The following is an 11,799-nucleotide window of genomic DNA, read 5'->3' as shown; positions in this document are numbered from 1 at the left end:
TAAAAATGAGTCAGAACGTTTATCAATTTATCGACTTACAGCGTGTCGATCCTCCGAAAAAGCCGTTGAAAATCCGCAAAATAGAATTTGTGGAAATTTATGAACCTTTTTCTGAAATGCAGGTTGAGGCACAGGCAGATCGCTGCCTTTCATGTGGGAATCCCTATTGTGAGTGGAAATGCCCTGTGCACAACTATATTCCGAACTGGCTGAAACTCGCGAATGAAGGCCGGATTATTGAAGCGGCGGAACTCTCCCACCGGACGAATAGCCTGCCAGAAGTCTGCGGACGAGTCTGTCCGCAAGATCGCCTGTGTGAAGGTGCCTGTACGCTGAATGATGACTTTGGTGCTGTTACCATCGGCAATATTGAACGTTACATTAACGACACCGCCATTGCGATGGGCTGGAAGCCGGATATGTCAGACGTGATCCCGACAGGCAAACGTGTGGCAGTGATTGGAGCCGGCCCTGCGGGGCTGGCCTGTGCAGATGTCCTAACCCGCAACGGCGTACAAGCGGTAGTTTACGATCGCCACCCTGAAATTGGCGGCTTGCTCACGTTTGGCATTCCTGCTTTCAAACTGGAAAAAGACGTGATGATCCGCCGCCGTGAAATTTTCTCCGACATGGGTATCGAATTCCGCTTAAACACGGAAATAGGCAAAGACATTACGCTTGCTGAACTCACCGAGCAATTTGATGCTGTATTTCTGGGCGTGGGTACTTATCAGTCTATTCATGGCGGACTTGAAAACGAAGGTGCTGACGGAGTCTATGATGCCCTGCCCTTCTTAATTGCCAATACCCGTCATTTAATGGGCTACCCCGCTTTACCGGAACAACCTTATGTTGATATGAAAGGTCAGCGTGTTCTGGTACTCGGAGGCGGTGATACAGCAATGGATTGCCTGCGCACTTCTGTTCGCCAAGGCGCAACCCATGTTATCTGTGCTTATCGGCGGGATGAAGGCAATATGCCAGGTTCTCGTCGAGAAGTGAAAAATGCCAAGGAAGAAGGTGTGGATTTTCAGTTTAACCTTCAGCCGCTCAGTATTGAGATCAATAGCGCAGGTCAAGTTTGCGGCGTCAAAGTCGCGAAAACACAACTTGGCGAAATGGATGAAAAAGGCCGCCGTCGAGCTGAAATCATTCAGGGCTCCGAATTTCGGATCGAAACCGATGCTGTTATCACGGCGTTTGGTTTCAAACCTCACAACCTGCACTGGCTGAATGCGCATCAGATCAATCTCGATCAGCAGGGACGTATTGTTGCTCCTGAAGCCAGCAACCTGCCCTTCCAAACCAGTAATCCTAAAATATTCGCAGGCGGGGACGCTGTTCGTGGTTCTGATTTAGTGGTTACTGCGATTGCGGAAGGTAGAAAGGCGGCATCCGGTATTCTCGACTATCTCGAGGTTTAATCCCTATTCACTGTTTCTTCAATTACTTCTCCGGTCTTTTGACCGGAGAAAATTTCAAAAATTCAGAGACAAGTTCACTTTTATCACTTTTTACTCCCACATTAGTTGTATTTTTTTGCTTTATGCGACTACTCTTATACCCTAAAGGTAAATATTCAGATTTAATCTACTGTGTTAATACAGCAAAAAATCTTATTCCTCTTATCAAAGAGAAGACGGTTTTTTTAGTGTAATTAGTTAAACGATATCCAAACAAAAATTAAATAATAGTTAATTAAGTAATAACTATTCATTGACAATGACTGGAATAAATAGATGCGCTTACTCACACAGATATTCTTATTCTCTTTCATATCTTTAATAATGAGCTCACCCTCAATTGCTCATTTATCGACACAAGCGGAAATCCTGCAACAAGTGCGGGAAAGAGGTGTAAATGCCGTTGTTGCGGAATTAGGAGAAAGTGGAAAAAGGGATGAAGTCGCCTATAACATTACAACAGGTGAAAGTCAGTGGCTGAGAGTTGCATTTACGTTATCCCCCAATATGCATTCCGAATTTTCGAAACAACTCCTTCGCTCTTTATCTTTTGCCTTAATTAATAACCCCGTAGAAGTCTTATCGCTGTCGAAAAAATATAATTCATTCTCATCAGATCAGATCTGCGATATACCGTCAACTTTAAAAGGCTTGGGCGAAAGGACAAGTTTTATTGAAAAGCTGTCTAACAGCCTGAATGCAGCCAAAAAATCGAATTCCGGAAAAAATAAGGAAAATATAGAAAATTGCCTGTGGAGACTAGATCAAACTTTATAGTACCTATTTTTGACTCTCAGGCGAGTGCCTCTATAAAAGCGGGTACGACTAAAAATAATAAAGGAGACCAAAATCTCCTTTATTTTTTATATTGTAACTGTACCTGGTTGCCTGTTTATTTTACAACACGCAAAGTTGGACGACCCTTTGGAGGTTGGGGAGGTTCGTCATCCGATGAGTCATTATCACGAGCAATCTTAGCGTCACTGATAAGCACCAGATTATCCGCTACAGGAACATCAGAATCTTCTGGTGTGGAGCCCGCCTGATAGGCAGATTCTGGCTCAAACATCATTCCTGCGCCATTTTCACGACCATAAACCGCAATCACTGCCGCCATTGGAACAGAGACTTGACGCGCTACACCACCAAAACGGGCGTTGAACCGAACTTCATCGTTAGTCAATTCCAGATTGCCAACAGCCCTCGGCGAAATATTCAGGATGATTTGCCCATCGTTCGCATATTCCATCGGGACATTCACCCCATACAGGGTGACATCCACGACAAGATGCGGAGTCATTTCATTATCCAGCAGCCATTCATAATGCGCCCGCAATAAATAAGGACGACGGGGAGACATTTGAATCATCTCCATAAATTAGCTCCGTGATGGTAAACGCATTTCACGTTCTGCTTCCGTCAGTGAAGCCAAAAATGCGTCACGTTCAAATACACGCTGCATATAAATCTGGATATCTTTTGCACCTGGCCCAGATAACTCTACACCTAATACAGGTAAACGCCACAGCAGAGGCGAAAGGTAGCAATCCACCAGACTGAACTCTTCACTCATGAAGAAAGGCATATCTCTGAAAACAGGCGCCATGGCCAATAATTCTTCTGCAAGCTGTTTCCGTGCAGCATTAGCTTCCTGAGTATTTCCTCCCTGAATTTTATACATCAGGGAATACCAGTTTTTTTCAATTCTATGCATCATCAAACGGCTGCTACCACGTGCAACCGGATATACAGGCATGAGTGGTGGATGGGGAAAACGCTCATCCAGATATTCCATAATGATGCGAGAATCATACAGAGTCAATTCACGATCAACGAGAGTAGGAACCGTCTGATAAGGATTCAGATCAATCAAATCCTGAGGCAAATTACCTGCTTCAACGTGTTCAATCTCAACGCTGACCCCTTTTTCCGCCAGCACAATTCGCACTTGATGGCTAAAAATGTCGGTCGAGCCGGAAAACAGAGTCATTACCGAACGTTTGTTGGCAGCGACAGCCATGAAAACCTCCAAGTTTATCTAAACAAAGGAACGAACAGCCCTTCAGTGAAAAACGGCTATTCTCGCTCATATTCTCATCCTGTTTCGCACTTATTATCCGAGGGTATATTGAAACCCCTGCCAAATCAGGCTCATTCATGGATAAGGCAAAAAATTATTACTAGTCTACCAGATTTTGCACATTTTGTGGGGAAGTACATTGAGAATTAATGATGAAATATCAGAATCTAGTTATTTATTTCTGTAATACGCTATTTTTTGGGAAAAAAGGCTATTCACCAAAGAAAGGAAAATCAGATGATAAAAAAACCCGCCATATAAATGACGGGTTTCAACTTTAACCCATCGCCACAGCCGTGGCAACAAATTAACGTTTGGAGAACTGTGGACGACGACGTGCTTTGCGCAAACCCACTTTTTTACGTTCAACTTCACGAGCATCGCGAGTAACGAAGCCAGCTTTGCGAAGATCAGAACGCAGAGTCTCGTCATAAGCCATCAGTGCACGGGTGATACCGTGACGGATTGCGCCTGCCTGACCAGAAATACCACCACCTTTAACAGTGATGTACAGATCCAGTTTGCCTAACATGTCAACCAACTCCAGTGGCTGACGAACAACCATGCGTGCAGTTTCACGACCGAAGTAAACTTCGAGGCTGCGTTGGTTGATTACGATGTTACCGCTACCTGGCTTAATAAAGACACGAGCGGAGGAGCTTTTGCGGCGACCAGTGCCGTAGTATTGATTTTCAGCCATTGCCTATAATCCCGATTAAATGTCCAGAACTTGTGGTTGCTGTGCCGCGTGGTTGTGCTCGCTGCCCGCGTAAACTTTCAGTTTACGGTACATTGCACGACCCAGTGGCCCTTTTGGCAGCATGCCTTTAACCGCGATTTCAATGACACGCTCAGGACGGCGGGCAATCATCTCTTCAAAGGTCGCTTGCTTGATACCACCGATGTGGCCAGTGTGGTGATAGTAGATTTTGTCAGCACGTTTGTTGCCAGTTACAGCAACTTTTTCGGCGTTAACAATAATGATGTAATCACCAGTATCAACGTGCGGAGTATATTCCGCTTTATGCTTGCCGCGCAGGCGACTAGCGATTTCAGTTGCAAGACGGCCTAAAGTTTTGCCATCTGCGTCAACAACATACCAGTCGCGTTTTACGGTTTCTGGTTTAGCTGTAAAAGTTTTCATTAAAGCTTACCCAATTATAAGTTACACGTTGGTGAACACTCGATGTTCAGAAACTGTTTTTGAGGTTCACACGACTTTTGTCCAGCAAACCTACCCCTTCGAATAGCCTATGCCGGCACTAATGCAAGTTTTTGGGAAAAAAAATCTTGCTGTAACGTGGGGTCGCAAGATTATAGAGAAGTCATCATAAAAAATCGACCCCCAATTCAATAATTATCCTGCCAGATAACGACAATCTCGATTTTTCTTACTGATCAAAGTCAGATATCAGGGCAAATGAGGAAGTTTTAAATATTCCTCACTTTGCATCTCCTGCAAGCGGGACAGACAACGCCGATATTCAAATGTCAGTAATTCCCCTTGATAAATCTGCTCCATCGGCGCTTCAGCATTGATGATGAGTTTTACATGGCGTTCATAGAATTCATCCACCAATGCAAGAAAACGCCGGGCTGCGCTTTCATCCAATGCAGTCATAGCTGGCGTATCATGCAGCAGGACAGAATGATAAAGCTTCGACAACGCAATGTAATCCAACGGACTGCGGGGATCTTCACACAAGGTTTTGAAAGTGATGGCCAGCACCCCGTCAACACTGCTGATGGCAGGCATACTGCGATGGTTAATCTCCAATACCGGATTCGGCTCTCCTTTCCGTCCTGCCAGACGCTGAAACATGCGATGCATTTCCTGTCGGTTATCTTCCGACAAGGGCGTGAGATAAAGATGTGCCTGAGTCAGCGTGCGCAACCGATAATCGATACCCGCATCCACATTCATCACATCGCAGTATTTTTTAATTTGCTCAATGGCTGGCAGGAACCGCGCGCGCTGCAAGCCATTTCGGTACAATTCATCGGGTGGAATATTTGATGTTGCCACCAAGGTAATTCCTCGCTTAAACAGAGCTTCCAGCAAGGTACCGAGGATCATGGCATCTGTAATGTCCGAAACAAAAAACTCATCGAAACAGAGCACATCAGTTTGCGCCTTAAAACCATCCGCTATCACATCCAAGGGATTTTCGTGCCCCTGCAAAGCGGTTAATTCTTCATGTACCCGCAACATAAAACGATGAAAATGGAGACGCAGTTTTCGGTCAGTTGGCAGGCTCTGGAAAAACATATCCATCAACCATGTTTTTCCACGTCCGACGCCGCCCCACATATAAAGCCCCTGAATCGGTCGCGGCTGCTCTGTTGATAAGCCGCCAAATAACCTGCCCAATAGGCTTTTCAGTCCACTTGAAGGTAAAGCCTGCTCCGGAGAGCGATGACCAAGATCGTGATGAATGATATCCAGGCGGGCAACGGTATTACGCTGCACTTCATCAGGTTGGTACTGGCCTTCTGACAGTGCAGATTGATAGAGAGACGAAGGTATAATCGGTGACATCAAAATGACAATCCTTAAAAATTTTTGTTCTCAGCACGATTCATTGTACTGGTAAAAATCGCGCTCATCTTTTCTGTCTGAGTTCGTTATATTTGTTCCCATCTTTCATACTTTTTTCCATATCCTCTCTCAATTCCGCCAATAATTCACGGCGTATCATCGCAAATTTGTATAAAATTGACACATCAAGTGGCATATAAATTAATTAATAATCAATATTCCACTCTGACTTAATTAGCGGTTATAGTGATAGCAATGGTATTGAGACATAGTGGAACACTATTGCCGAACACTGAAGTTAATAAAGGGGTTGCCATGACTTGGGAATATGCACTGATTGGATTAATTATTGGTTTTATCGTTGGCGCACTGGCTGTCCGCTTTGGCAGTTCGAGACTGCGTCAGCAAAATGCAGCACAGGCCGAACTGGAGAAGAATCGGGCAGAGTTGGAAGAGTATCGTAAGGAGCTGGTCAGCCATTTTGCTCACAGTGCTGAATTACTTGATAATATGGCACGCGATTATCGCCAGCTGTATCAGCACATGGCCAAAAGTTCCAACGAACTGATGCCAAACATGCCAATACAGGATAATCCCTTCAATTATCGCCTGACTGAATCTGAAGTCGGTAAAAGTAAAATCACCTCCAGTATGCCTCCACGGGACTATTCTGAGGGAGCATCCGGCCTATTCCGCCCGATTCAAGATAAAAAACAGTAAATTCTCAGGCCGTGGTAACCTGTTGATACCACGGCTCATTGGCTTTCCTGGCATTAAAGAGTTTTGTTTTTTAATTTTAATTCACGTAAATACCTGTAAAGAAACACGGTAAAACAACATTGTTAGTGAACTTTGCTGAATAATTGAGAGTCATAACAGCATCGAAACAATTATGCTTAAAACCTATCCCAATAAGCGTAATTCCCAAGGAAAATGAAATTTCCTGACAGGATAGGTCTTTTAAGTACGATTTCCCTTTCTGGCTTAGGTATTAAGAGAACGTATTCAATGAAAAGAAAAAACACATTGCTCAGTGCACTTGCGATCAGTATTGGATTATCTTTGGCTTCAGCTCCAATGGTAGGTAACGCAGCTTTACCTGCCGCAGTGGCTTCTCAGGAATTACCGAGCCTCGCGCCAATGCTGGAAAAAGTTCTTCCTTCCGTAGTGACTGTGCATGTCTCGGGCACAGAAGTTCAAAATCAGCAGCAGCTTCAGTTACCAGAAGACTTTCAATTTTTCTTTGGACCAGGTTTTCCTCCACAGGAGCAAAGAAGCCGTCCATTCAAAGGATTAGGCTCTGGGGTTATTATCAATGCCAATAAAGGGTATGTGCTGACCAATAACCATGTTATTGAGAAAGCCAATAAAATTCGGGTTCAATTAAACGATGGCCGTGAATATTCCGCAAAACTCATCGGGCGTGACCCACAGACTGACATCGCACTTTTACAGCTGCAAGATGCCAAGAACCTGACAGCCATTAAATTCGCTGATTCTGATCAACTGCGTGTAGGGGATTATTCCGTCGCCATCGGCAACCCATTCGGGCTGGGGCAAACCGTAACATCGGGGATTATCTCTGCCCTTGGCCGCAGTGGCCTGAATCTGGAAGGTTTGGAAAATTTCATCCAGACCGATGCTTCCATCAACCGTGGTAACTCAGGGGGAGCATTGATCAACCTGAAAGGGGAATTGATCGGCATTAACACTGCGATCCTCGCTCCCGGCGGCGGTAACATCGGCATCGGTTTTGCCATCCCAAGTAACATGGCCAGCAACCTCGCAGATCAGCTCATTGCCCACGGTGAAGTCAAACGCGGCCTTCTCGGTATCAAGGGAACCGAAATGACAGCAGATGTCGCCAAGGCACTCAACGTTGATACTCAACAAGGGGCATTCGTCAGCGAAGTCATTCCTAAATCAGCGGCGGCTAAAGCTGACATCAAGCCAGGGGATGTGCTGGTCTCCGTTGACGGCAAAAAAATCACCAGCTTTGCTGAATTGCGTGCGAAGGTTGGTACAACCGCTCCCGGTAAAGCAATCAAAATCGGCCTTCTGCGTAAAGGAAGGCCAATGGAAGTGATCGTAACACTAGAAAATAATGTAGCCCAAGAAACTAAGGCTGAAAACTTGAGCGTTGCCCTGCAAGGTGCCATTCTGAGCAACAGTACAGTGAAAAACACGCAAGGTGTGAAAGTAGATAAAATTACCCAGAATTCACCTGCCGCAATGTCTGGCTTACAGAATGATGATTTTATTGTAGGCGCCAATAACGAGCGAATTCGGAATATCAACGAGCTGCGTAAACTGCTTGAGGCAAAACCGCCTGTTATTGCCCTGAACATTTTACGTGGTGACGATAATATCTACTTGTTATTGCGTAATTAACCAATTGAATATAAAAACGCGTTCTAGTATTACTAACAGACACAGCATAAGCTGTGTCTGTTAGCTTCTGTGCTATGCTTCTTTAACTTATTTATTACTGAATAATGCCATGCTGATCAAGTTATTGCGCTCCATATCGATAGGATTGCTCATTGCTGCAATCTTATTGGTTACCATACCTTCACTACGTCCCAATGGGTTAAAACATCTCCTGAGTGATAGCAGCCGCAACGACAAACCATACAGTTTCAATCAAGGAGTTCGTCGAGCAGCTCCTGCTGTTGTCAATATCTACAGCAGTAATCTGGGTAGTTTTTCTCATGAAGGCCGGGAACTTCTTCCCTTGGGTTCTGGCGTTATCATGAATGAACAGGGCTATATCCTCACTAACAAACATGTCATCAATGAAGCCGACTCTATTATTGTTGCATTACAAGATGGACGATTCTATGAGGCGCTGCTGGCTGGCTCGGATGCTCCAACCGATCTGGCGGTTTTAAAGGTCAATGGTAAAAATCTCCCAGTAATCCCGATAAATCCCAATCGAGTTGCCCATGTGGGAGATATCGTGCTGGCAATCGGCAATCCTTACAATTTAGGACAAACCATCACTCAAGGTATTATCAGTGCGACAGGGCGTGTTAGCCTAAGCCCTACACGTCGCCAGAATTTTCTGCAAACAGATGCCTCAATTAATCAGGGAAGTTCCGGCGGTGCACTGGTCAATACGCTGGGGGAATTAGTCGGGATTAATACGCTGACGTTTGATAAGTCAGAATTTGGTGTCACGCCTGAAGGCTTGGGATTTGCCATTCCCACTGAGCTTGCCACAAAAATCATGCATAAACTCATCCGTGATGGGCGGGTCATCAGGGGATATATTGGTATCACTGTCCAAGATTTGCCCCGTATTCGCTCGTCAGACAGCAACATAAACCAAATGCCGGGGTTGCGGGTTTTTGAAGTTGCACCGAGAAGCCCGGCTCAAAAAGTGGGGATCAAAGTGGGAGATATCATTACTAATTTCAATCACCAACCTGCGATTTCTCCGACAGAGACGATGGATCAAGTCACTGACATTCGCCCTGGCAGTATGGTTCCCATCACTGTGCTGCGTGATGGTCAATCCCTCACCTTCAAGGTTATGGTTGAAGAATTTGACGGCTGAAGAATTTAGTATTTAACGTCTGCGGCAGCTTGCAAGATGAAGAGTATAGCCGATAACTCCGCTGCTTTTCGCTTATTCAATCCTTCGCCCAGACTGGGCGAAGGATGATATGAATTCAGTTTAATCAGTCGACTTAATACGCTCGATATTCGCACCTAAACCACGTAGTTTATCTTCGATATGCTCGTAGCCTCGGTCAATATGATAAATACGATCAACTACCGTGGTGCCTTCAGCAATACAGCCAGCCAATACCAAACTCGCAGAGGCACGCAAATCAGTCGCCATAACCTGAGCGCCAGATAAATTTTCAACACCGTGACAAACTACCGTATTACTCTCGATTTCTGCACGCGCACCCATGCGAATCAACTCTGGAATGTGCATGAAGCGATTTTCAAAGATAGTTTCAGTGATCATGCCGACACCTTCGGCAACCATATTCAACAAGCTGAACTGGGCCTGCATATCTGTCGGAAAGCCCGGATGCGGGGCGGTGCGGAATGTAACCGCCTTTGGTCGCTTGCCGTGCATATCAAGGCTAATCCAATCATCTCCCACCTGAATGTCTGCCCCAGCTTCACGCAGTTTGGATAAAACGGCATCCAATGTATTCGGCTTGGTATTACGGCAAATCACCTTGCCACGGGAAATGGCACCAGCGACAAGGAAAGTTCCTGTTTCGATACGATCAGGCAGCACACGATAAACACCACCTCCCAGACGCTCTACCCCTTCAATCACAATGCGATCGGTGCCTGCTCCGGTAATTTTCGCTCCCAGTGTATTCAGAAAATCGGCAGTATCTTCGATTTCAGGCTCACGAGCTGCGTTTTCAATGATGGTTGTCCCTTCCGCCAGTGTCGCTGCGGTCATGATGGTGACGGTCGCACCCACACTGACTTTATCCATGACAATGCTGGCGCCTTTCAAGCGACCATCGACGGAAGCCTTGACGTAGCCTTCACTGAGAACAATTTTTGCACCGAGCTGTTCCAGACCAGAAATGTGCAGATCAACAGGGCGAGCACCAATGGCACAGCCACCCGGCAGTGATACCTGCCCTTGACCGAAACGTGCGACCAGCGGCCCCAAGGCCCAAATGGAAGCCCGCATCGTTTTGACCAGTTCATAAGGCGCGCAGTATTCGTTAACGTTACTGGCATCAACAAAAACAGAACCATTGCGTTTTACTTTGGTTCCCAAACGGTTGAGTAGTTTGATGGTGGTATCAATATCTTTTAATTCAGGTACATTCTGTAATTCAACTGGCTCTTCCGCCAGCAGCGCTGCGAACAGAATGGGTAATGCAGCATTTTTTGCTCCGGAAATAGTAACCTCACCCGATAAGCAGGTAGGCCCTTTCACTCGAAATTTATCCATCTTCATTCTCTTGTTTAATTCAAAGTGTGCTGTTCGCGGCGAGGCAAACAACCTCAAAACCCCTGAAGTTTGCGGTCACGCTGCCACTTTGCAGGTGTATAAGTCTTGATCGACACGGCATGAATGCGATTATCAGCAATGTATTCCATCAGAGGGGCGTAAACAGCCTGCTGTTGTTTGACACGGCTTAAGTCATCAAAAAGCTCGCCAACGGCAATGACTTGGAAATGGCTGCCATCACCGCTAACGATAACGTCATCAAGTGCCAATGCTTTCATCAGCACTTCTTTAATTTCATCAGTATCCATAATTTGCTCACATACGTCGTTAAAAATAATAGTAATCGCCTATCCTAATGGAAACCAGACGACTCTTAAACCAAGAAAAACGCCCTTGTAAGAGGATGACTTACAAGGGCGATAATTATGGGAAAAGGGAATTACATATCTGGCGTGTCAGCAGCAATGAGACTTTGCAAGCCATAAAGTGCTATCAATGTCTCTAGACGTTCACTTATGCCAGAAAATGTTAATCGTTTGCCACGTTGCTGCATGTCTCCTTTTAAGTGGACAAACAACGCCAGCCCTGTGGAATCCACATGCTCAAGCCGAGAAACATCAATATTTTCGATCTCAGCCATAACGCTGCCTTTTTGCTGCCAAAGCGGAAGTAAACTGTCACGATCCAGTGTACCGTGAAGAAATAGTGTACTTCCCGTTTGTTCCCAACTTATCTTTCCGTCATCAGACGATTGGCTTATTTCCCGGTTTTCCAT

Annotated in this window: 13 protein-coding genes; 5 read left to right on the top strand and 8 right to left on the bottom strand. The window is 45.4% G+C overall.

Going from position 1 to position 11,799, the window contains the following annotated elements; genetic code table 11:
* Positions 1-5 precede the first annotated feature (5 nt).
* The gene (locus XBJ1_RS16400; protein WP_012990154.1) at positions 6-1,424 is read left to right on the top strand and encodes an FAD-dependent oxidoreductase; all 1,419 of its coding nucleotides are present in this window, start codon (positions 6-8) and stop codon (positions 1,422-1,424) included.
* 363 nt (positions 1,425-1,787) lie between these two features.
* Positions 1,788-2,240, top strand: coding sequence for a hypothetical protein (locus XBJ1_RS16395; protein ID WP_012990151.1), 453 nt, complete (start codon positions 1,788-1,790; stop codon positions 2,238-2,240).
* 115 nt (positions 2,241-2,355) lie between these two features.
* Here XBJ1_RS16395 and sspB read toward each other — a convergent pair whose 3' ends face one another.
* The 5 genes from sspB to zapE all read right to left on the bottom strand — a co-directional run bounded on the left by sspB (position 2,356) and on the right by zapE (position 6,082).
* Complete coding sequence (sspB, locus tag XBJ1_RS16390) at positions 2,356-2,838, bottom strand: ClpXP protease specificity-enhancing factor (protein ID WP_012990150.1); 483 nt, start codon at positions 2,836-2,838, stop codon at positions 2,356-2,358.
* A gap of 3 nt (positions 2,839-2,841) precedes the next feature.
* Entirely contained in the window at positions 2,842-3,483 is a 642-nt protein-coding gene (gene sspA, locus XBJ1_RS16385) for a stringent starvation protein SspA (protein ID WP_012990149.1), read from the bottom strand.
* Between the two features lie 367 nt (positions 3,484-3,850).
* Entirely contained in the window at positions 3,851-4,243 is a 393-nt protein-coding gene (gene rpsI / locus XBJ1_RS16380) for a 30S ribosomal protein S9 (RefSeq protein WP_012990148.1), read from the bottom strand.
* A 15-nt stretch (positions 4,244-4,258) separates the two neighbouring features.
* Positions 4,259-4,687 (bottom strand): 50S ribosomal protein L13, encoded by a 429-nt coding sequence (gene rplM / locus XBJ1_RS16375; RefSeq protein ID WP_012990147.1) that lies wholly within the window; start codon positions 4,685-4,687, stop codon positions 4,259-4,261.
* Between the two features lie 267 nt (positions 4,688-4,954).
* The gene (zapE, locus tag XBJ1_RS16370) at positions 4,955-6,082 is read right to left on the bottom strand and encodes a cell division protein ZapE (RefSeq protein WP_012990146.1); all 1,128 of its coding nucleotides are present in this window, start codon (positions 6,080-6,082) and stop codon (positions 4,955-4,957) included.
* Between the two features lie 315 nt (positions 6,083-6,397).
* Between zapE and zapG the strand changes: the two genes are divergently transcribed.
* From zapG to degS, 3 genes are all read left to right on the top strand, one after another.
* On the top strand, positions 6,398-6,802 hold the full coding sequence (zapG, locus tag XBJ1_RS16365; protein WP_038199379.1) for a Z-ring associated protein ZapG: 405 nt from the start codon (positions 6,398-6,400) through the stop codon (positions 6,800-6,802).
* Positions 6,803-7,090: 288 nt separating this feature from the next.
* Positions 7,091-8,473: a serine endoprotease DegQ gene (degQ, locus tag XBJ1_RS16360; protein WP_012990142.1), complete on the top strand. Its 1,383-nt coding sequence runs from the start codon at positions 7,091-7,093 to the stop codon at positions 8,471-8,473.
* A gap of 109 nt (positions 8,474-8,582) precedes the next feature.
* Positions 8,583-9,641: an outer membrane-stress sensor serine endopeptidase DegS gene (degS, locus tag XBJ1_RS16355; protein WP_012990141.1), complete on the top strand. Its 1,059-nt coding sequence runs from the start codon at positions 8,583-8,585 to the stop codon at positions 9,639-9,641.
* A gap of 120 nt (positions 9,642-9,761) precedes the next feature.
* Here degS and murA read toward each other — a convergent pair whose 3' ends face one another.
* From murA to mlaB, 3 genes are all read right to left on the bottom strand, one after another.
* Complete coding sequence (gene murA, locus XBJ1_RS16350) at positions 9,762-11,024, bottom strand: UDP-N-acetylglucosamine 1-carboxyvinyltransferase (RefSeq protein WP_012990139.1); 1,263 nt, start codon at positions 11,022-11,024, stop codon at positions 9,762-9,764.
* A 53-nt stretch (positions 11,025-11,077) separates the two neighbouring features.
* Entirely contained in the window at positions 11,078-11,332 is a 255-nt protein-coding gene (ibaG, locus tag XBJ1_RS16345) for a BolA family iron metabolism protein IbaG (RefSeq protein WP_012990138.1), read from the bottom strand.
* Between the two features lie 131 nt (positions 11,333-11,463).
* Positions 11,464-11,799, bottom strand: coding sequence for a lipid asymmetry maintenance protein MlaB (gene mlaB, locus XBJ1_RS16340; protein WP_012990137.1), 336 nt, complete (start codon positions 11,797-11,799; stop codon positions 11,464-11,466).

The organism is Xenorhabdus bovienii SS-2004 (assembly GCF_000027225.1).
Classification (GTDB): Bacteria; Pseudomonadota; Gammaproteobacteria; order Enterobacterales; family Enterobacteriaceae; genus Xenorhabdus; species Xenorhabdus bovienii_C.
Note: the sequence above shows the minus strand (reverse complement) of the source record. Positions and strands in the feature narration are given on the sequence as shown.

Bases quoted from the DNA above. Each gene is read 5' to 3' on its own strand.
- zapE (WP_012990146.1), bottom strand. From the start codon at position 6,082: ATGTCACCGATTATACCTTCGTCTCTCTATCAATCTGCACTGTCAGAA.
- rplM (WP_012990147.1), bottom strand. From the start codon at position 4,687: ATGAAAACTTTTACAGCTAAACCAGAAACCGTAAAACGCGACTGGTAT.
- zapG (WP_038199379.1), top strand. From the start codon at position 6,398: ATGACTTGGGAATATGCACTGATTGGATTAATTATTGGTTTTATCGTT.
- degS (WP_012990141.1), top strand. From the start codon at position 8,583: ATGCTGATCAAGTTATTGCGCTCCATATCGATAGGATTGCTCATTGCT.
- XBJ1_RS16395 (WP_012990151.1), top strand. From the start codon at position 1,788: ATGAGCTCACCCTCAATTGCTCATTTATCGACACAAGCGGAAATCCTG.
- murA (WP_012990139.1), bottom strand. From the start codon at position 11,024: ATGGATAAATTTCGAGTGAAAGGGCCTACCTGCTTATCGGGTGAGGTT.
- rpsI (WP_012990148.1), bottom strand. From the start codon at position 4,243: ATGGCTGAAAATCAATACTACGGCACTGGTCGCCGCAAAAGCTCCTCC.
- XBJ1_RS16400 (WP_012990154.1), top strand. From the start codon at position 6: ATGAGTCAGAACGTTTATCAATTTATCGACTTACAGCGTGTCGATCCT.
- mlaB (WP_012990137.1), bottom strand. From the start codon at position 11,799: ATGGAAAACCGGGAAATAAGCCAATCGTCTGATGACGGAAAGATAAGT.
- ibaG (WP_012990138.1), bottom strand. From the start codon at position 11,332: ATGGATACTGATGAAATTAAAGAAGTGCTGATGAAAGCATTGGCACTT.
- sspB (WP_012990150.1), bottom strand. From the start codon at position 2,838: ATGGAGATGATTCAAATGTCTCCCCGTCGTCCTTATTTATTGCGGGCG.
- sspA (WP_012990149.1), bottom strand. From the start codon at position 3,483: ATGGCTGTCGCTGCCAACAAACGTTCGGTAATGACTCTGTTTTCCGGC.
- degQ (WP_012990142.1), top strand. From the start codon at position 7,091: ATGAAAAGAAAAAACACATTGCTCAGTGCACTTGCGATCAGTATTGGA.